Source organism: Sphingopyxis sp. USTB-05, assembly GCF_023822045.1.
Taxonomy (GTDB): domain Bacteria; phylum Pseudomonadota; class Alphaproteobacteria; order Sphingomonadales; family Sphingomonadaceae; genus Sphingopyxis.
Map to the genome: position 1 here is coordinate 2,778,150 of NZ_CP084712.1, position 19,243 is coordinate 2,797,392.

The following is a 19,243-nucleotide window of genomic DNA, read 5'->3' on the forward strand; positions in this document are numbered from 1 at the left end:
TCGACGCACAAGGTCGAGGGGTATCTCGACTTCGCTCGATGCGAACGGGAAAGAGTATGCCGCTCTGGTTGCAAACCCTTCGTCAAAGCCATATCGCGCCGCGATGGCCGAAAACAAATCCTATTTCTTCTGCGGCATCGGCGGGTCGGGAATGCTGCCGCTGGCGATGATAGTCGCAGCGCGCGGCGCGGCGGTCTCGGGATCGGACCGCAGCCGCGATCAGGGCCGGACGCCCCAGAAATTCACTTGGCTCGAAAGCCAGGGCATCGCCTTTTATCCGCAGGACGGCAGCGGGCCACGCGCGGGACAAATTCTGGTCGCGTCGGCGGCGATCGAGGATAGCGTTCCCGATATCGCCGCCGCCAATGCGCTCGGCCTTGCGCGGATGACGCGCGCCGACCTCAACGCCGCGCTGTTCAACGACGCCGACACCGCGATCGGTGTCGGCGGGACGAGCGGCAAATCGACCGTCACCGGGATGATCGGCTGGATCCTCGAAAATACGGGTCGCAAGCCGACGGTCATGAACGGGGCCGTGATGCGCAATTTCTCGGGCGACGACCGCCCCTTTGCCAGCGCACTCGTGGGCGAAGCCGCCATTTACGTCAGCGAGGTCGATGAAAGCGACGGTTCGATCGCGCTCTATCGCCCCGACGTCGCGGTCGTCACCAACATCAGCCTCGATCACAAGAGCCTTGAAGAGTTGCACCGTTTGTTCGGCGATTTTGCCGCAAAGGCGCGCGTCGCGGTGGTCAATGCCGACGACCCCGAATCCGCGCCCCTCATCGGCGGCGACAATGTCCTGAGCTTTGGCTTCAGCGACGCTGCAACAGTGCGCGGCGGCGATTTCGAGGCATTGCCCGACGGGTGCCGCTTTTCGGCGAATGTCGACGGTTACCCGTATAAGGTCCATCTTCGCATGCCGGGGCGCCACAATGCCGCCAACGCCCTGGCCGCGATCGCCGCGGCACGCGCGGCCGATATCCCGGTTGCCGAGGCCGTCAACGCACTGGCGAGCTTCGCGGGCCTCGCGCGGCGATACGAGGTCCTCGGACAAGCAAGCGGCGTCACCGTCATCGACGATTTCGCGCACAATCCCGACAAGGTGGCCGCGACGCTGGCGGCGGTCGCCGAGCTGCCGGGCCGCGCCTTGCTCTTCTTCCAGCCGCATGGCTATGGCCCGCTGCGCCAGATGGGCAAGGAACTCGCCGCAAGTTTCGCCGCGGGAATGCGCCCCGACGACAGGCTGTTCGTGTGCGACCCCGTCTATTTCGGCGGCACCGTCGACCGCAGCATCGGCAGCGAGGCGCTGGTCGCGGACATCGTCGCGGGAGGGGCCGACGCGGTGCATATGACGACCCGTGCGGCTTGCGGGGCGGCGATGCTGGATGAAGCGAAGGCGGGCGACCGTATCCTGATCCTTGGCGCGCGCGATGATACGCTTACGGAATTCGGCCGCGAACTGCTGGAAAAGCTGGCCATCCGCGCTTGATTTCTCCCCGCGAATCTGTATAGGCGCGCTCATTCGGGGCGAGGCCACGTTGCCATCGCCCCGTTTGCTTTGCACTTATTCGCAGAGCGAGACGACAGCCGGAGGGGTTTCGCGATTGGCGCGAAATCAGCGATCGGCCAAATCGAAGGAAGCGCGACCATGCCGTTTTACGAGCATGTCTTTATCGCGCGTCAGGACCTGAGCCAGGCTCAGGTCGACGCGCTGGCGGAAACCGTCACCAACGTCATTGGCGAGTATAAGGGCACGGTCCACAAGACCGAGACCTGGGGCCTCAAGCAGCTCGCTTACAAGATCCAGAAGAACCGCAAGGGTCACTATGTGATGCTGTCGGCCGAAGTGTCGGGCGAAGCGATCGCAGAGATCGAGCGTCAGGCTGCGATCAACGAAGATATCATCCGCTGGCTCACCATCAAGGTCGACGAACTCGAAAAGGGTCCGTCGGTGATGATGCGCAAGCAGGAACGCCGCGGCGGCCGTGGCCGTGACCGCGACGGCGAAGAATAAGGAACAGTAGCATGGCACGACCCTTTTTCCGCCGCCGCAAGACCTGCCCCTTCAGCCAGAAGGACGCACCGGTCATCGATTATAAGGACGTCCGTCTGCTCCAGGGTTACCTGTCGGAGCGTGGCAAGATCGTCCCGTCGCGGATCACCGCGGTGTCCACCAAGAAGCAGCGTGAGCTGGCAAAAGCGATCAAGCGCTCGCGCCACATCGGCCTGCTCCCCTACATTGTGAAGTAAGGAGGGCGGACCGATGGAAATCATCCTGCTCGAACGCATCGAGAAACTGGGCGGTATCGGCGACGTCGTCACCGTCAAGAACGGCTTTGCCCGTAACTACCTGTTGCCGAACAACAAGGCGCTTCGTGCAAACGACGCCAACCGCAAGCTGTTCGAAGCCAATCGTTCGAAGATCGAGGCCGACAACGCCGAGCGTCGCACCGACGCCGAAGGTCGCGCCAAGGACATCGACGGCAAGCAGATCGTCCTGATCCGTCAGGCATCGAACACCGGCCAGCTTTACGGTTCGGTTTCGGTTCGCGACATCGTCGACGCGCTGATCGAAGACGGCGTCGAGGGCGTTACCAAGTCGATGGTCGAACTCGAGCGTCCGATCAAGTCGCTCGGCTTGGTCGACGTCAAGGTCAAGCTGCACCCCGAAGTCGCCCTGACCGTCGGCGTCAACGTCGCGCGTTCGCCGGACGAAGCCGAAATGCAGAAGCAGGGCATCGACGTCATCGCGGCGATGTTCGAGGAAGAACAGGCCGAAGCCGTCGCTTCGGCGCTGGAACCCGACAGCGAAGACGAATTCGAAGACGTGGGCGCCGCTCCTTCGGAACTCGCTGCCGAAGCTCCGGCTGCAGACGAGGAAGAAGAGGCCTAAGCCCCTTCGATCTCGCACGAGACAGAAAAGGCTCCGGAACCCAGCGTTCCGGAGCCTTTTTCTTTTGGTTTGATCCGACGTCTGTTTTGGGGTGGTGAGCGGGCGTTTGCTACTAGGTTGTACCCCGGCGAAGGCCGGGGCCCAGGGCTTTAGAAAGCCGAGTTATGCGGATTGCCGCCCTGGACCCCGGCCTTCGCCGGGGAACTCATTACCCGCGTTAGTGTCCGGTCGTTTCTTCGCTCTCGTCATCCCGGGTTTGACCCGGGATCCCGCTTTTTGACGGCACCGGCACGCTTCACGAAATAGCGGGACCCCGGATCAAGTCCGGGGTGACGATATGGAGAGTCCGCACTCGGTCGTTAGCCGATGACTTCGTCATTCCCGCGAAAGCGGGAACCCAGCGAGGCGGCGTTGTCATTGGGTTCCCGTTTTCGCGGGAATGACGAAATGTGGGGATGGCAACTTCCGGCCGAAAGCCCCTTCTCAATAACCCATCAAACTCAGCACTTCCTTGCGGCTGCTCTGGTCGTTGAGGAAGCAGCCGAGCAGGCGGCTCGTTACCATGCCTACGCCCGGGGTGCGTACGCCGCGCCCCGTCATACAGCCGTGCTGCGCATCGATGACCACCGCGACGCCTTGCGGTTGGAGATTATCCCAAATGCACTTAGCGACCTCGGCCGTCAGACGTTCCTGCACCTGCAGCCGCCGCGCATAACCGTTGAGCACGCGCGCAAGCTTGGAAATGCCAACGACGCGGTCGCGCGGCAGATAGGCGATCGACGCCTTGCCGGTGATCGGCGCCATATGATGTTCGCAGTGCGACTGGAACGGGATGTCGCGCAGCAGCACGATCTCGTCATAGCCGCCCACTTCCTGGAACGTGCGCGACAGATGGGTCGACGGATCCTCGTTATAGCCCTGGCAATATTCCTTCCACGCGCGCGCAACGCGGCGCGGCGTATCGAGCAGCCCCTCGCGCTCCGGATCGTCGCCCGCCCACTCGATCAGCGTGCGCACGGCCTCTGCGACATGGTCGGGGACAACCACCTTGCCGTCGGGTCCCAATTCGGTCTTGCTGTCGCTCATCGCCGCGCTTTCACTGTTGCCATCATGTCGCACATTTCGGCTCCCAAGAGCCGATAAGCAAGGCCCGGACAAGAAGAATTTATGCCAGCCGTGCAAGTTTACGTTGCGGAATCTTGGCTTTTTACCTGTTCGAAGAGGCGCGGTTTCGCGTCCTTTTTTGGGCCAAACAAGTTACTTGACGCTTTCGTCAACTCGGCGCACCTTTGTGCCCATACAGAACTCGCTCAAGCGGGTCGTATTCCGGAGAGGCCGGCGTTTTCCCCGACGCCGGCGGGAGAGGACGATGACCAGCACAGCTGGCAGGTGGGATTTACAAGGGCACATGGCCGCTTTGGCCCGGTGCCCTTTGCCATGTCTGGTCGTTTCCCCTCCCCTTACAACAATTTGACGTTGGGCGGCCCCGCATCGCGCGGGATCGAAAAAGGGAGGCTATAGATGAAGTTCAAGGCACTGATCGGAACCTCGATCCTTGCGATGTCGGTGGCGACACCCGCATTTGCGCAGGATGCGGCGGATGAAGTGGAACGCGATGCTTTCGGCGGCGAAATCGTCGTCACGGCGCAGCGCCAATCGGAACGCCTGCAGGACGTGCCGATCGCGGTCAGCGCCTTCTCGACCGAGGCGCTGGAAGCACAGCAGATCAAGACACCGTCGGATCTTCAGCTAACCCTGCCCAACGTCACCTTTACCAAAACCAACTTTACCGGCGCGAGCTTCACGATCCGCGGCATCGGCGACCTTTGCGTCGGTACGACCTGCGACAGCGCGACCGCGATCCACCTGAACGGCGACCCGCTGTTTTCGACGCGCCTGTTCGAAACCGAATTCTTCGACCTTGAGCGCATCGAAGTGCTGCGCGGGCCGCAGGGCACATTGTTCGGCCGCAACGCAACCTCCGGCGTGGTCAATGTGATCACCGCCAAGCCGAAGCTTGGAGCGTTCGAAGCAGCCGCCGAAGCCGAATATGGAAATTATGATTCCATGAAGGGCAAGGCGATGGTCAACATCCCGCTCGGTGACACCGCGGGCATCCGTGTCGCCGGCATTTACCTCAACCGCGACGGCTATACGAAGAACGAGTTCCTCGACACGCGCATCGATGACCGCGACCTTTATTCGGTCCGCGGCTCGTTCCGCTGGGAACCGTCGCCCGACACGACGATCGACCTGCTCGCGTCCTATTTCCGTGAAAAGGATCAGCGTACGCGCATCCAAAAGCAGCTCTGCCAACGCGACCCGACCGGCATTCTCGGCTGCTTGAACAGCCGCCTCGACAATTCGCCTTTCAACGGCAATGCGACCTTCACCGCCGCGCTGACATCACGCGAATTCCTGGCGACGCAGGGAATTCCGACCGCCTTCGCCCTGGGCAGCCTCTATGGCCCCGACGTCTATGCCAATACGACCATTCCGTCGGACCCGCGCACGGTGAATACGGCTTATACGCCGAGCTATTTCACCAGCGAACTGACACTGCAGGGCCAGATCGAACATAATTTCGGCCCCGTGGCTTTGCAGGTTTCGGGCCAATATCAGAAGGTCAAGCTCGACGCGTCGCAGGACTATAACAGCAATGTCGGCAACCGCGCGCTCTATGCCGGCGGTCTTGCCACGCTGGCGGCGGCAGCAGGCGGCGCGCTTGGTCCGGCACTCCAGGGTTATTTCGCGCCTGTTGCCGCGGCGCTGATCCCCAACGGCCCGACCGGCCAGCTCTGCACCTCGCTGGCCGAGGAAAGCGGCACCGGATCCTTTGGCGGCAACAAGATCTGTAGCGACCAGTCGCTGCAGTTCGACCGGTCGAACCAGTATAACAGCAGCTGGTCGGCGGAAGCGATCCTGACCAGCGACTTCGACGGTCCGTTCAACTTCCTCGTCGGCGGCATCTATGCCGACTATCATCTGACCGAGAACAGCTATTATGTGAACGCCTTCCCGATCGACTATCTGACGGGCGTTCTCGGGGCTTTTTCGTCCGTCGCGAACGTGAACAAGACTCCGGCGGGCGTGATCACAGGAGCAAATCCGCTGGCCCCGGGCTATCTCGGAACGCCCTTCTTCCGCAACAACACGGCCGACCTCTCGATTAAATCCTATGGCCTGTTCGGCGAAGCCTATTTTGAAATCAGCGACCGGCTGAAACTGACCGCTGGCCTGCGCTACAACAACGACAAGAAGAGCGTGGTCGCCCGTTCGACGCTGGCAAGCTTCCTTGTCCCGCACGGTTCGACCGACGCGTTCGCTTCGCCGACGGCGGCCGGCTTCGACGCCGACCCGGGTACGCCCTGCCCCGTCCACAGCAGCGAGACGTCAAGCACGGTGGGGCCGATCGGATCGATCGCGGGCTGCGAAGCCTTTCAGGAGCGTTCGGTCAAGTTCAACAAGCTGACCGGCCGTTTCGTGATCGACTTCAAGGTCACCGACGACAACCTGATCTATGCCTCTTATTCGCGTGGCTATAAATCGGGCGGTATCAATCCGCCGCTGCAGCCGATCTTCGAAGTGCCCGAAAGCTTCCGTCCCGAACAGGTCGATGCGTTCGAAATCGGTTCGAAGAACAGCTTTGACAATGGCGCGCTGCAGCTCAACCTCACGGCCTTCTATTACAAATATAAGGACCTGCAGCTCAGCAAGATCGTCGCCCGCACCGCGGTCAACGACAATGTCAGCGCCGACGTCTATGGGTTTGAGGCCGAAGCGATCGTCCGCCCCGACCCGGCTGTCGTCATCAACCTGGGCTTCAGCTACCTGCACAGCAAGGTCACCGATGACAAGCTGACCAGCAACCCGCGCGACTTCGGCGGCGGCCGCAGCGATGCGGTGATCATCAAGGACATCACGAACGCCGCCAACTGCGCCGTTGCCTCGCGCTCGGGTAATGTCGCAGGGGTCAACGCCTTCGTGAACGGGGTCCAGCAGGTCATCAACGGGGGCTTCGTCCCCGGTGTGGCTGCCGGCGCCGGCCTGCGGCCGACAACGACGTTCCCGGCAGATGGCGGCATCGCTTCGACCGGCGCCTTTAGCATCTGCGCCGTCATGAGCGCGGCGGCATCCGGCGCTTTCGCAGCGGCGGGGCTGAATCCGACGGCGTTCGGCGGGATCGAATATTTCTCCGCCGGCGTTCCGGTCAACCTGAAGGGCAACCAACTGCCGCAGGCGCCGAATTACAAGTTCAGCGCAGGCGTGCAATATACGGCGCAGATGGGTGAAATGTCGCTCGTTCCGCGCGTTGACGTCGCTTATACCGGCGAAAGCTATGGCAGCATCTTCAACGGCAATGTGAACCGCATCAAGGGCTATGCCCAGGTCAATGCCCAGCTGCAGCTGAACGGCCGCGACGACAAATGGTATGTGAAGGGGTTCATCCAGAACGTCTTCGACGCCAACAGCGTCACCGGCCTGTACATTACCGACCAGTCGTCGGGGAACTACACCAACATCTTCACCCTCGAACCGCGCCGCTATGGCATCGCGGCTGGCGTGAAGTTCTAAACATAACGGCGGCAACGCCAAAAAAGCCCCGGCCTCTCAAACGAGAGGCCGGGGTTTCTTTTTGACCGGGACGAAAGAAAAAGGCCGGACCATCATCGATGGCCCGGCCCTTTCTATTGATCCGGCGGATCAGTGCCGAAATCAGAATTTCGCGCGCAGCTTCACCCCATAGAGACGCGGCGGAGCGGGATAGACCGCAAAGCTCGCGCTCTGTTCGGGGATCGGGAACGAGGTGATGTTGTAATATTTGTTGAACAGGTTCTCGACGTAGAATTCGATGGCGTAATTCTGGTCGGGGCCGAAGTTGAGGCCGGCCCGGGCGTTGACGATCGAATGGCCGTCATTCGCCGTGAACGGCACCGCGACGGGGTCGTTGATCGTGTTGGCGTCGCTGTTCATCCGCCAATCGACATGCACGAGACCGCCGACATTGCTGCTGATCTGCGGGGTCCAGGTGACCGCGCCGGTGACGACATGCTTCGGCGAATTGGTGAGCGGCAGTCCGTTATCGTCGCCAGCCGCCACGTCCTTCACCTCGGTATCGATATAGGAATAGCCGAGCGTGAAGTTGAGGTTCGGGGCCGGACGGATGACCGATTCAAGCTCGACGCCCTGCGCCACGACCTTGTCGAAGTTCTGGACGACGAAGTTATTCCCCATGAACGCAAGGTTCTGATAGCCCTTGAGTTCGGTGTAGAAAACGTTCGCGTTGAACTGGAACGCCGAGCTGAAGTCGGTCTTCACGCCGACTTCAAACGAGTCGACGTCTTCGTTGCCGAATTCGAGATCGGATGCCTGCGCGCCGTTGCCACCAAGGAAGGCGGTGTCGAACGAGCCACGATCGAGGTTGTAGCCGCCCGATTTGTAGCCGCGGTCATAACCACCATAGACCATGATGCGGTCGTCGAGCTTGATCGACAGCTTGGCCGTGCCGGTCAGCTTGCTCTCACTGCGCTTGTCGCGATAAATCCCGTTGAATTCGGGATTGACCACGGGGTTGCAGACGAGGTTGAAGATCGCGTTGCCGAGGCCAGACGGCAGTCCCTGCAGAGCCTGGCGATAGAGCGCGTAGCGGGGACCCTGCAGCGTCGAGCAACCGGGCAGGTTCGACTGCAGGTTGGCGTTGAGCTTCTTCGATTCATGATTGTAGCGCAGACCGAGGGTCAGCGAGACATTGTCGTTGAAGTCGATGATGTTGTGCGTGAACAACGCAAAGGCTTCGGTGTTGACGCGGTACGCATCGCCGATCTGTCCCTGCCCTGCCTGCGGCGCCGGAAGCGGCGTCAGGAAGGTGTCGAGCACACCCGCCTGCGCGGCCGCAGCCGCGAGCTGCGGGTTCGATGCGAGCAGCACCTGGCCCACCAGCGGCGAATTCGGGATCGACTGGAAAATCTGGAAGCCGGTCGGTCCGGGCACCGCGGCATCGGTCAGCGCGTTGATGAAGGCGTCGACATATTGCGCGCCCTGCGTGCCGAAACGGGTCCGTTCGGTATATTTCAGCTTCTCGTTCAAATAGAAGCCGCCGATCAGCCAGTCGACATGATCGTCGAAGGCCGTGCCCTTGAGCCGGATTTCCTGCGTGAAGTCGCGCATGCCGATCGGCATATTCTCACGATAGGCGCGGTCGATTCCGGAGAAATCGACGTCCATGCCACGCGTCGCTTTCCAGTCGCGCCATGCGGTGATCGAGGTCAGTTCGACGCCGCCCAGATCCCAGTCAAGCTGGCCCGAGACGCCCCATTCGCGCATCTTTTCGGTGAGGTCGCGATTGGGCGAATAGGCAACTTCGCGATCCTTGGGGTTATAGGGCCGCACGATGCCGGTCAGGCCATTGGCGGCGGCCAGCCCCTGAATCACCGAGCTTGCGGCAAAGGCAGGCGTGCCCGGCTGCGCAAAGCCCGAATTGGTATTGAGCGCGCCGCAGCATTGTTCATCGGTCTTGGCATAGTCCGCGATCAGGCGGAACGAGACGTCGTCCTTCTCGAACAAGGCCTGTCCGCGCACCGACCAGCGGTCGAGGTTGTTGAAGCGGCGGTCGCTGTTCACGTCTTTGATATAGCCGTCACGCTTGTGATATCCGCCGTCGAGGCGCAGCGCGATCGTTTCGGAAACCGGCCCCGTAATCCCTGCCTTCAGCTCGATTTCGTCGAGATTGCCATAGCTTGCCTCGGCATAGCCACCAAGTTTGAAGCTCGGCTTTTGCGTGACGATGTTGAGCGCACCCGCCGACGTGTTGCGGCCGAACAGCGTACCTTGCGGCCCGCGCAGCACTTCGACGCGATCGATCGGCGGCAGGTCGGCAAGGGCAAGGCCCGCACGCGCACGGAAAACGCCGTCGACGAACACGCCGACCGACGGTTCGAAACCGGGGTTGTCGCCCGCCGTGCCGATGCCGCGGATGCGAAGCACGACGCCGGTAGCCGACGACTGGCCGGTCGTTGCCTGAAAGCTCGGCGCAATCTGGCGAAGACCGCGGATATCGCTGATGCCCGAATTTTCGAGCTGTTCACCGCCCACGACGTTGACCGCGATCGGAATATCCTGCGAACGCTGCGCACGGCCCGTCGCGGTGACGATGATGTCATTGCCATAGTCGGTATCGTCGGCCGCGGTTGCCGCATCGCCGGCGGGCGCGGTGTCCTGGGCGAAGGCGATGGTGGGGGTGGTTGCGGCGCACAACATGGTGGCGCCCAACAAAATGTTGCGCAAAGTCATGGTTCTCTCTCTCCAAACCCACCGAAGCGCAGCCAAAGGCTTATCGGGAGATGCCCGGTGGTAGGTTTCCGGTCTAACGCGCCGCCCGTCCGCGTCAACGCGCGCGCGATCCAAACGGCCGATTTTCCGCAAATTCGTGACTAAATAGCAACAGTTTACGTTACGGCAGACAGTTGCGTCCGTTGCAGAATAAAATTAGCACCGTTGTGGAGCAGACGCGGCGCCGATTTGCCAAAAATTCAGAAAGGCGCATTATCGGCGCTGGATGCTCCGGTCCTTGCCTTATTGGCCCGGTGCCGAATTTCCGGTCGTGAAGGATGGTTGATGCGGGCGCAGAGTTTGCCGAGCCCAGGAACGTTGACCAAGACAATCCTGCTCGTCATCGGCCTGGCCTTCGAACTTCCCGACATTGCCGCTCGTGTGGCCACGCTGGGGCTCTCGTTCTCGCTCCTGCTCTACGCAAGCCTTTATTGCGGGCTTGCCGCCTGCCTATGGGGTGCGGCCTTTATCCGCCGACCGATATTGCGTTGGGGCTGGGCCCTGCTGTTCGCTCTCGCCGCTATTCTCATCGGCAGCTTTCAAGGCGCCATCGGCGATGCGATGAGCTATGATGCGTTCGTCACCATGATCTATTCGGCGGGCTTCGCCGATGATGCCGCAGCGCAATACAGCGCGGCGATCGCCTGGTCTTCCGCTGCTGCATTCTTCCTGTTGCTTGGCGTCGGACTGAAGCCCCGCGGGCGGGCGCCCATACCGGGCATCGTCGCCATGCTTGCGCCCGTTCTGGGGCTGGCAATGCTGACCCTCCTGCTCTTCGTCCGGGGCGGCGAAGGCGGCCGCGGCCTGCCGAACGCATGGGTCGGGATGGCCTATTCGGCGCTTGCGGCCTTCGAAGCCGCGACCCAGCCATCGGCGGCACGTCAGTCCGTGACGATCGCGCATGGGCCGAGCAAGCAGCAAGGCGATATCGTCCTGATCATCGACGAGAGCATCGCCGGCCGCTACCTCGATATCAACGATCCCGCAGGCGTCCGGTCGGGCCTTTTGTCGCCGCCGACGGGCGTCACCGTCAGCAATTTCGGTCTCGCGGCGTCGATCACCCATTGCAGCTTCGGAAGCAATCTGACGCTCCGGCACGGGGGCACACGAGACGCCTATCACCGGATTAATGCGACGATGCCGTCGATCTTCGCTTATGCGAAGCAAGCGGGGTTCGCGACCACCTATATCGACGCGCAGCGGACCGGCGGCGCCTATCAGAACGGCATGGATGATAGCGAGCGGCGACAGATCGATCACTTCGTGCAGTTCGGCGACACGGCCGTCGTCGATCGCGATATGGCCGCGGCGGATGCGCTGATCGCGGCGCTGGGCAATGAACGGCGTGACTTCGTCCTGATAAACAAGATGGGCGCGCATTTTCCCGTCGCCGACAAATACCCCGACAGCGCCCGCATTTTCGCGCCGACGCTGCCACGCAACGAAGCCGCGGCCGTGACCGAAACACAGCTTCCGGAAAATCTGTACAGCGGCGCCGAAAGCTGGCGGCTTTATCGCAACAGCTATCGCAACACGGTGGCGTGGACGGTGGGCGATTTCTTCGACCGCCTGTTCGCCCGCGCGCGGCTCGATGGAGCGCTGATCATCTACACGTCCGACCATGGACAAAATCTGCACGAACGCGGCGATGCGGGAACGACCACGCATTGCAGCCCGTCGCCGGCCAGCGAAGAGGGATCGGTCCCGCTAGCGATCATCGACACATCGGGACGCTGGGATGATGCCGCAAGGCGAAGCTTCGATGCGTCGAGCCACTATCGCATCTTCCCGACCCTGCTGAACGCGATGGGCTATGATCCAGCGGCGGTGCGCCGTCAGTATGGCGAAGCACTCGATTCCCCGCTGGCCGACCCGGCGACGTTCAACAGCCTTTTCAACGCGCGGCTGGGACGCAAGCCGATATGGATCGAGGTGAAACGCAGTAAGGTTTCCCGACCTCCGGCCAGCGACTATGCGCCGCGCAAATATGGCATTGCACCACGATGACGCGCGCGTGCAATGCTTTGCCAACGAATAGTTGCTAGGCTGCTCGCCATGTCAGGTCGCGCACTGCCCCCGGAAACCACGCTTGGCCCCGACAGCCCGATTGCGCCCGATTTCGGCCAGCAAGTACGCCGTGCGGTCATCTGGCGTTCGGGGTCGCAAATCGCAGGGCAAATCGTCGCCTGGGCCTCCACTTTCCTCGTCATCCGCATCCTGACGCCCGAAGATTATGGCCTGTTCGCACTGACGCAGGTGATGCTGATGCTCTTCACCCTGCTCAATGGCTATGGTCTTGCGAGCGCGGCGATCCAGCGGGACGAGATCGCCCCGCACGAGCTGCGACAGATTTTCGGATTGATGCTGCTGCTCAACGGCGCGCTCGCGATCGCGCAAATCCTCTGCGCCCCGCTTGCCGCCGCTTATTATCGCCAGCCGATGGTTGCCGACCTGCTGCGGGTACAGTCGCTGATCTACCTTACCATCCCCTTCTCCGCGCTCGCCTATGCGCAATTGGCGCGTTCGATGGAGTTCCAGCGTCAGGCGCAGGTCAATCTGGTCTCCGCACTGATCGGTGCAGGCGTCGCGCTCGGCGGCGCGCTGGCGGGATGGGGGGTGTGGGCACTGGTCTGGGCGCCGATCGCCATGTTCGCGGCGCGCGCGCTTGGCCTAACGATCGCGGCGCGCAGCTGGATGTGGCCAAGCTTCGATTTCCGCGGCGCGGGTTCGATCGCACGTTACGGCGGGCTGATGGCGGTCGGGCAATTGTTCGGCTTTGTCCAAAGCCAGGCGGACATATTGGTCGCCGGTCGCTGGTTCGATGCGCATCTGGTCGGCATCTATACGACAGCGTTGCTGTTGACGCAGATCTTCAACAACAAGGTCGTCCCGCCGCTCAACGAAGTGGCCTTTGCCGCCTATGCCCGGATGCAGAACGACCGGCCCGCGCTGGCCGCCGGTTTCACTCGCTCCACGCGCGCGATCATGGTCGCTGCGATGCCTTTCTTCTTCGGGCTCGCCGCAGTCGCGGAACCCCTCGTTCTCACTTTGCTCGGCGAAAAATGGCGCGAGATTGTGCCGTTGCTCCTGCCGCTGGCGCTCGCCATGCCCTTCTGGACGCTGTTCACGCTGCTTCGACCCGCGACCGATGCCCTCGGCCGCCCTGGCATTGCTTCGGGCAACGCCATCGCCGGCGCGCTGCTGATGCCCGTCGTGTTTCTTGTCGGCGCACAGTGGGGCATCATCGGCATCGCATGGGCATGGCTGATCGCCTATCCCTTGCTCCTCGCCTTTGCCGCTACCCGGTCGCTGCCCGTCATCGGAGTCGGGGCAAGCGAATTGCTCCGCGCGGTCGCGACGCCAGTGCTCGCCGCCGCTGCGATGGCGGCAGTGGTGCTATTGGTCGACCGCCTGCTGCCAGCAATGCCCGAACCGCTTCGGCTCGCGATACTCGTCGCGACCGGAGGACCGATTTATTGCCTGTGGCTGATATTGTTCGCGCGCGAGACGGTGCGCGACCTCATCGGGATGGTCCGAGGCCGGCGTATGCCGACAAGCCCCGACACTGCCGTCTAGGCTTGGCCCAAAGCCGCTACGGCCGCGCGCGTGGCGTCGATATAGGCGGTACCGCTGAAACGATAGCTGCCGATGAAATGGACGAAGCGCGCGTCGTCCGGCACGCCTTCGTCCCAGAAATTGAGATAATGGTCATATGGCAGCAGCAACGCATCGGGCTCGTTCGCGATGACCATGTTCGAGGTCACCTGTTCGCTCCCCCAGCGCGCCCAGCGCTCGGCGCCGAGCAACCGTTCCGCTTCGCGGGAAAAGGCTTCGGCAAGCATGCGCCCATTGCCGCCCCGCGCGAACCCGGCAAATCCCGAGCATCCCCGCACATAGAGCGGGTGGGCAAGCATCGGCAGTTCTACGCGATCGAGGCCACTCTCGATCGCGCCCTGCACATGCGCGTCGGGATTGAACAGGAAGGCGTCGTCATCGGTGCGGCTCGCCAACTCGGCAAAGGACAAAAGCTGCGAATCAGGATCGCCGCGCAAGGTGAAGCTGCGATTCCCGGCGATCGCTTCCGCGATCTCGGGCACGGCGCCCAGCGTCACCGTGTCGGAATCGAGCTGGATCACATAATCACCGGCACGAATGTCGAGGATGGTGAGCAGCCGTTCCCACGTTCCGCCGCGCGGGCACGGGCCGGTATCGACATCGGCAATCGAAATGACGCGCGGATTTCCAAGATGTGCGGCGAGTATCGCGCGGTCGGTGTCGGTCAACGTGCCATCGTCGAGGATTGCGATACGACCCCGGCGAAGCTGCGCGTGCAGCGATTTGACCGCTACCAGATAAGGCAGCAGCACGCGCGTGCCGATCATCGAAAACAGGACCACGCCATCGTCGGCCGGCACCACCGCGGGCGTATCCAGCACCGCGCGGGCGGCGGCGCGATGCGTGCGCTCTTTCCACAAACGGTTGAGTTTGTTTACGATCCTGTTCATCGCGCGGCCGTAACACGCGCGACCACCCTTGGGTAGAGGCGATAATCCCAGCATTTGCGCCCTTTCAGGACGTTTTGTGCCACAGATATCCGGGGCGCTCGCGGGCGCCGATGACCTTGCATCACCGAACCTTCAACGCGCGCGGTTGCACACGCAAGGCCCGGCATGGTTTTCGGTGAAGGAAGTGGTGCCTGGGGACGGGATCGAACCGCCGACACTGCGATTTTCAATCGCATGCTCTACCAACTGAGCTACCCAGGCGAGCCGCTGCGGCCGGTCGGCCGCGCTGGCGAGCGGCGGCTATAGGCAGGGCTTTGCGTCCTGTCCAGCACCTTTCTTCGCGATTTATCCCTCGTCGAAACGATCCTCGTCGGCGGTGCCGTCGGGCGCCTGATCGACCGGAACGCGATAGCCTTCGCCGAACCAGTTCAGCAGGTCGCGATCGCGGCAACCACGACTGCAAAAGGGTTTGAATTCGGGATCACGCGGCTTGCCGCAGAGCGGACAGCGCGGGGGTTTACTGGGCATGGCCCACTCCTTTCACGGCGGAATCCGCGGCAAGGCGGACAGTGCGCCCGGTACGATTCTGCAGCGCCTCCACCCAATGATGATGCGCGGCAATATGATCGATCACGGCGCCCCGCGCGGTCAGCGTCAAAACGCCGGTTCCGACGGTGCGTTCCGCCTGCCGCAGCAGGAGCGCGGCATCGGTCGCGACGGGATCGAGCCGGACCTGTTCGATCAGCGAGGGACGGTCGCGGCGGCGGATGATCTGCATGAAGCCGAAGCCGTTGACCGCAGTCCGCTCGAACGGCTGCGGAAGTGCGGCATCGACCGCGGCGTCGATCGCCTGTCGTCCGGCGCGATCGGGCAGCGACGGAAAGTCGATCCCGATCGATCCTCCAACATCGCAGCGACGGATCACCGACGCCGCCGCCCCCGCGCCAGCCTTGGCGAGCGCCAGTGCCTCGCCCTCGCCGTCGATATCGATCAGCAGCATCGCAGGCGTGGCATCGACCCAGAGCGCACCGCCCGCGAACGGCCAATGGCCGGTGCGGACGCAGTCGATCAGTTCGGACCAACCCGCCTGCTCAAGTCGGTCGCCGTCGGTGGGACGCAGGTCGACGACGGGAAGGCCGCTGGCCGCGATACGCGCGCGCAGATCGGGTCCGTCGGCAAGGGCTGCGCCTGCCTCGGCAATCCGCGCGCGTGCCGGTTTGTCGCGGCCGCGTTCGCGCAGCGCCATTCGCGTGATTTCGACGGTCAGCCGGGCGCCCACAGAGGTCGACGGCGGCAAGCCGGCAAGCGTCGCCGGCGGTTCGCCGGGCAAGTCCAGCGCGACGAGTGCGCCCTTGGCGCCCCTGCCCGCCTCGATCAGTTTCGCGCCGACGACCGCACCAAGGCGCGGCCCTTCGTCCTCGCGCTCGATCCGGGCTTCGACGATTTCGCCATTCTCGATCAGCGCCGCGCGCGCCTCGCCGATGCCGGCTTCATATATCCACTCAGCCAAGCGGGATACCGACGCTGGTCAGAAGGGCCCGCGTCTCGAAGAGCGGCAGGCCGACGACGTTCGAGTGGCTGCCCGACAGGAAACGCACGAACGTCTCGGCGCGTCCCTGGATCGCATAGCCGCCCGCTTTGCCCATCCCCTCGCCCGATTCGACATAGGCATCGATCTCGGTGGCACTCAGCGCCTTGAACGCGACGATCGTGTCGACGACGCGCACGCGCGCCTTTCCGTCGGTACCGACGACGCAGATCCCCGAATAGACATGGTGCCGCCGCCCGGACAGCAGACCCAGCATGCGGCGCAGATCGGCCTCGTCGGCCGGCTTTTCGAGGATGCGGCGTCCGACCGCCACCGTCGTGTCGCCCGCGAGCACGACCTCTTCCGCCGCGCGTTCGACGGCGAGCGCCTTGCCCTTCGCAAGCCGCGCGACATAATCGCGCGGCAGCTCTGCCTTCAGCGGCGTTTCATCGATTTCTGGCGCGGCAATGCGCGCCGGCACAAGCCCGATCCGCGCCAGCAATTCGCGCCGACGCGGTGAGGTCGAAGCCAGTACAAGTGCCGGCATTGGCGCGGGGGAGTTCGCCGCGCCGCTCACTTGAAGCGATAGGTGATCCGACCCTTGGTCAGGTCATAGGGGGTAAGTTCGACGAGCACTTCGTCGCCCACGAGAACGCGGATGCGGTTCTTGCGCATCTTGCCGGCCGTGTGACCCAGAATTTCGTGGTCGTTTTCCAGTTTGACGCGAAACATCGCGTTGGGCAGCAGTTCGACCACTTGGCCGCGCATTTCCAGAAGTTCTTCTTTCGCCATCAGTCCTCTATGGGTCGAAAATTCAAGGATGCGCGCCCATAACCGCAATTTGCGCCAATTGAAAGCAATCTGTCATCTGTGTTTTGAGAAGGCGTCGGCCCGCTCTGGCCAAGCCGATTTCAGGAGACGAGTTTCAGCCTGCGCGCGATGCGCCAGCCGATTGTTTTCGCCCAGGCATAGCTCGGCCAGCGCGGCGGCATCGCCGGGTCGAGGCCCATGCGGCGGAGCGTCGCATTGGCGGCATGCGCCTCGGACTCGCGATAGCTCCATTCGCTGCGCCAGGTGATCGACAGAGAGATCGACGGCGCATCGCCATTGGCGACGAAATGCGGGGCCATCACCGGCATCAGCACCGCATCACCGGGCCCGAGCGGCACTTGCTGGGCGTCGCCATGATATTCGTCCTGCCAGGGCAGATTCCGGTGACCGCCGGTGTGATAGCGTTCATGCTCGCGGCGATGCGCAAAGCGCTCATCACCGGCGGGCCAGACGTTCATCACCTTCCTGCCGCGCAGTTGCAGCAGGATATTATGTTCGGGGTCGAAGTGGAACGGCGTGATCGAACCGGGCGACGAGATGAAGATAAAGCCCTGCGGCGTCAGCATCGCGCCGGTGCGCAGTTCGACCACCGCTTCCAGTTCCCCGAGCAGACCCATCAGCAGGGTGCGATAGGCGTCCACATTCTCGATATTCTTGAGAACCGCCCAACTGCCGTTGCTGTCGATCGTTCGAATCGTCTCGCCGATCGACAGGCCGTTCGACGGGACATCCTCGGGGCGGATACCGATCGGCACATTGCCCGGGTTATACTCGACCTCGCTCGCGGGCAGATTTTCGCCGAGCGTTGCGAGCGCTTCGAGCGACAGCAAAGGATGATCGGGCAGATGATGATGCAGCAGCCCCGCCTGCTGCGGATAGAGCATCGCCATCCGCTCAAGCGTTTCGATAGGGAATACGGGCCGGGTGATCGGCTGATGCACGGTCATGACGGGCTTTCTACTTCATTTTCGGGCGCGGCGGCGCCCCTCCAGCGGCGCCACAGCCGTTCGGTCTTCGTCAGCATGGCGAAGCGAAGACGGTCGGGCGCCGACGACAGGGCCACATTGACCCAAATCAGGGCGCGGCGTTCGCGCCAGACGCTGTCGATCATCGGATGGCCAGGCGCGGCACAACTGTCGACCCACTTGACCTGCCTATTGTCGAGCAAATCGAGATTCGCCTGTTGAAGCAGCACGCCGGGCGAAAAACGGGCATAATCCTCATCGAACGCGGTCTTGAACGAAAAGCCGCCGGGCGGGCAAAGGAAGTTGACGAGCATCGCAAGCGGACGCCCGTCGAGATCGAGCGAGCGCATGTCGAGCCGTCCCGCGTCTCCCGCCGCAAGGAGGATCGCGTGGAACCACGCCTGCGTGTCGCTCTGGCTCGCGAGCGCCGATTTGGCGCGCCCTTTCCAGCCACGCGCCTCGAGATCGAGGAAGGCCTCGATCCACGGATCGATTGCCTCACCCGGCTGCCAGCGACGAAACTGCACCGCGCCATGCTCGGACAGCCGGTTTGCCTGTCGCCGCAGTTCCTTGCGCTTTTTCGCGCGCACGGCGGCATCCCAATATTCTTCTGGCGACAGGCTGCTTTCGAGCAGCGCGCGCTCCTCGCGGTGCACCACCTCGGCCTCGCTGCCGCGCTGCCGCGCCACATCGACGAGCGCGCGGTGCAGCGGCCCGCCTTCGGTAAGGCGCGGAAAATGCACCAGCGTGCGTGCCCAGGGCGCGGCGTCGCACCAACCGAGCAGGATCGACCAGAACATCCTTTCGAAACCCGCGCGAACGAGCGGGAGCCCGAGAAAATGATTGGGATGCGCCCATCCCGCAACATGGCGCAGCGGCACGCGGCCATAGTGCGTCGCGGGGGCAAGCGGCATGATCCCGATCATCGGGCCATCGCTGCCGTCGCGTACGACGACAAGCCGCGCTTGGCGATCAGGGTCGAGCAGATGCAGCGCCGATTGCAGGCACCAGCGCTCAGCGAAGGGGTTGGGCTCGCTCGCTTCGTCCGCGAGCCGATCCCAGGCAGCGGCAAGCCCGGGCGACAGCGCCAGCGGGTCGACGACACGCACGGTCAATGGCGCCGCTTCGGTGGTGCTTGCCGGAAAGGCGGGATAAACCGTCATGGGCCGCGAGCCTAGCACCCAAGCGT

16 protein-coding genes and 1 tRNA gene are annotated in these 19,243 nt (G+C 63.0%); 7 read left to right on the forward strand and 10 right to left on the reverse strand.

All coding sequences use genetic code 11. From position 1 onward, the window contains the following. The first annotated feature begins 103 nt into the window (after window positions 1–103). From KEC45_RS12865 to rplI, 4 genes are all read left to right on the forward strand, one after another. Complete coding sequence (locus KEC45_RS12865; RefSeq protein WP_062178605.1) at window positions 104–1,492, forward strand: Mur ligase family protein; 1,389 nt, start codon at window positions 104–106, stop codon at window positions 1,490–1,492. A gap of 159 nt (window positions 1,493–1,651) precedes the next feature. Beyond that, window positions 1,652–2,017, forward strand: coding sequence for a 30S ribosomal protein S6 (gene rpsF, locus KEC45_RS12870; protein ID WP_037517585.1), 366 nt, complete (start codon window positions 1,652–1,654; stop codon window positions 2,015–2,017). An 11-nt stretch (window positions 2,018–2,028) separates the two neighbouring features. Next, complete coding sequence (rpsR, locus tag KEC45_RS12875) at window positions 2,029–2,253, forward strand: 30S ribosomal protein S18 (RefSeq protein ID WP_037517582.1); 225 nt, start codon at window positions 2,029–2,031, stop codon at window positions 2,251–2,253. 13 nt (window positions 2,254–2,266) lie between these two features. Further along, window positions 2,267–2,896, forward strand: coding sequence for a 50S ribosomal protein L9 (rplI, locus tag KEC45_RS12880; protein WP_062178602.1), 630 nt, complete (start codon window positions 2,267–2,269; stop codon window positions 2,894–2,896). 483 nt (window positions 2,897–3,379) lie between these two features. Here the strand turns inward: rplI and folE are convergent, their stop codons facing one another. Further along, window positions 3,380–3,982, reverse strand: a complete 603-nt coding sequence (gene folE, locus KEC45_RS12885) for a GTP cyclohydrolase I FolE (protein ID WP_062178599.1) — start codon at window positions 3,980–3,982, stop codon at window positions 3,380–3,382. Between the two features lie 435 nt (window positions 3,983–4,417). Here folE and KEC45_RS12890 point away from each other — a divergent pair, with 435 nt between their 5' ends. Next, window positions 4,418–7,471: a TonB-dependent receptor gene (locus tag KEC45_RS12890; RefSeq protein WP_062178596.1), complete on the forward strand. Its 3,054-nt coding sequence runs from the start codon at window positions 4,418–4,420 to the stop codon at window positions 7,469–7,471. Between the two features lie 141 nt (window positions 7,472–7,612). Here KEC45_RS12890 and KEC45_RS12895 read toward each other — a convergent pair whose 3' ends face one another. Next, the gene (locus tag KEC45_RS12895) at window positions 7,613–10,186 is read right to left on the reverse strand and encodes a TonB-dependent receptor (RefSeq protein ID WP_062178593.1); all 2,574 of its coding nucleotides are present in this window, start codon (window positions 10,184–10,186) and stop codon (window positions 7,613–7,615) included. A 324-nt stretch (window positions 10,187–10,510) separates the two neighbouring features. Between KEC45_RS12895 and KEC45_RS12900 the strand changes: the two genes are divergently transcribed. Then, window positions 10,511–12,232, forward strand: a complete 1,722-nt coding sequence (locus tag KEC45_RS12900) for a sulfatase-like hydrolase/transferase (protein WP_083435694.1) — start codon at window positions 10,511–10,513, stop codon at window positions 12,230–12,232. Window positions 12,233–12,280: 48 nt separating this feature from the next. Continuing rightward, window positions 12,281–13,801 (forward strand): lipopolysaccharide biosynthesis protein, encoded by a 1,521-nt coding sequence (locus tag KEC45_RS12905; protein ID WP_083435693.1) that lies wholly within the window; start codon window positions 12,281–12,283, stop codon window positions 13,799–13,801. Here KEC45_RS12905 and KEC45_RS12910 read toward each other — a convergent pair. From KEC45_RS12910 to KEC45_RS12945, 8 genes are all read right to left on the reverse strand, one after another. After that, window positions 13,798–14,730 (reverse strand): hypothetical protein, encoded by a 933-nt coding sequence (locus KEC45_RS12910; protein WP_062178586.1) that lies wholly within the window; start codon window positions 14,728–14,730, stop codon window positions 13,798–13,800. The genes KEC45_RS12905 and KEC45_RS12910 overlap by 4 nt on opposite strands. Window positions 14,731–14,915: 185 nt before the next feature. After that, window positions 14,916–14,991 (reverse strand) — tRNA-Phe (locus KEC45_RS12915). Between the two features lie 84 nt (window positions 14,992–15,075). After that, on the reverse strand, window positions 15,076–15,258 hold the full coding sequence (locus KEC45_RS12920; RefSeq protein WP_062178583.1) for a DNA gyrase inhibitor YacG: 183 nt from the start codon (window positions 15,256–15,258) through the stop codon (window positions 15,076–15,078). Continuing rightward, a complete protein-coding gene (locus tag KEC45_RS12925; protein WP_062178581.1) occupies window positions 15,248–16,240 on the reverse strand; it encodes a ribonuclease in 993 nt (330 codons plus the stop codon). The genes KEC45_RS12920 and KEC45_RS12925 overlap by 11 nt, the downstream gene beginning before the upstream one ends. Further along, window positions 16,233–16,805, reverse strand: coding sequence for a nucleoside triphosphate pyrophosphatase (locus KEC45_RS12930; RefSeq protein ID WP_062178578.1), 573 nt, complete (start codon window positions 16,803–16,805; stop codon window positions 16,233–16,235). The genes KEC45_RS12925 and KEC45_RS12930 overlap by 8 nt, the downstream gene beginning before the upstream one ends. A 26-nt stretch (window positions 16,806–16,831) precedes the next feature. Next, window positions 16,832–17,050: a translation initiation factor IF-1 gene (gene infA / locus KEC45_RS12935; RefSeq protein WP_010162480.1), complete on the reverse strand. Its 219-nt coding sequence runs from the start codon at window positions 17,048–17,050 to the stop codon at window positions 16,832–16,834. Window positions 17,051–17,169: 119 nt separating this feature from the next. Next, window positions 17,170–18,036, reverse strand: coding sequence for a cupin-like domain-containing protein (locus tag KEC45_RS12940; protein WP_252171095.1), 867 nt, complete (start codon window positions 18,034–18,036; stop codon window positions 17,170–17,172). Continuing rightward, window positions 18,033–19,217 (reverse strand): GNAT family N-acetyltransferase, encoded by a 1,185-nt coding sequence (locus KEC45_RS12945; RefSeq protein WP_062178572.1) that lies wholly within the window; start codon window positions 19,215–19,217, stop codon window positions 18,033–18,035. The genes KEC45_RS12940 and KEC45_RS12945 overlap by 4 nt, the downstream gene beginning before the upstream one ends. Window positions 19,218–19,243 lie beyond the last annotated feature (26 nt).

What these genes read in the sequence shown, in the direction of transcription:
- KEC45_RS12865 (WP_062178605.1), top strand. Translation starts at nt 104, where the DNA reads ATGGCCGAAAACAAATCCTATTTCTTCTGCGGCATCGGCGGGTCGGGA.
- rpsF (WP_037517585.1), top strand. Translation starts at nt 1,652, where the DNA reads ATGCCGTTTTACGAGCATGTCTTTATCGCGCGTCAGGACCTGAGCCAG.
- rpsR (WP_037517582.1), top strand. Translation starts at nt 2,029, where the DNA reads ATGGCACGACCCTTTTTCCGCCGCCGCAAGACCTGCCCCTTCAGCCAG.
- rplI (WP_062178602.1), top strand. Translation starts at nt 2,267, where the DNA reads ATGGAAATCATCCTGCTCGAACGCATCGAGAAACTGGGCGGTATCGGC.
- folE (WP_062178599.1), bottom strand. Translation starts at nt 3,982, where the DNA reads ATGAGCGACAGCAAGACCGAATTGGGACCCGACGGCAAGGTGGTTGTC.
- KEC45_RS12890 (WP_062178596.1), top strand. Translation starts at nt 4,418, where the DNA reads ATGAAGTTCAAGGCACTGATCGGAACCTCGATCCTTGCGATGTCGGTG.
- KEC45_RS12895 (WP_062178593.1), bottom strand. Translation starts at nt 10,186, where the DNA reads ATGACTTTGCGCAACATTTTGTTGGGCGCCACCATGTTGTGCGCCGCA.
- KEC45_RS12900 (WP_083435694.1), top strand. Translation starts at nt 10,511, where the DNA reads ATGCGGGCGCAGAGTTTGCCGAGCCCAGGAACGTTGACCAAGACAATC.
- KEC45_RS12905 (WP_083435693.1), top strand. Translation starts at nt 12,281, where the DNA reads ATGTCAGGTCGCGCACTGCCCCCGGAAACCACGCTTGGCCCCGACAGC.
- KEC45_RS12910 (WP_062178586.1), bottom strand. Translation starts at nt 14,730, where the DNA reads ATGAACAGGATCGTAAACAAACTCAACCGTTTGTGGAAAGAGCGCACG.
- KEC45_RS12920 (WP_062178583.1), bottom strand. Translation starts at nt 15,258, where the DNA reads ATGCCCAGTAAACCCCCGCGCTGTCCGCTCTGCGGCAAGCCGCGTGAT.
- KEC45_RS12930 (WP_062178578.1), bottom strand. Translation starts at nt 16,805, where the DNA reads ATGCCGGCACTTGTACTGGCTTCGACCTCACCGCGTCGGCGCGAATTG.
- infA (WP_010162480.1), bottom strand. Translation starts at nt 17,050, where the DNA reads ATGGCGAAAGAAGAACTTCTGGAAATGCGCGGCCAAGTGGTCGAACTG.
- KEC45_RS12940 (WP_252171095.1), bottom strand. Translation starts at nt 18,036, where the DNA reads ATGACCGTGCATCAGCCGATCACCCGGCCCGTATTCCCTATCGAAACG.
- KEC45_RS12945 (WP_062178572.1), bottom strand. Translation starts at nt 19,217, where the DNA reads ATGACGGTTTATCCCGCCTTTCCGGCAAGCACCACCGAAGCGGCGCCA.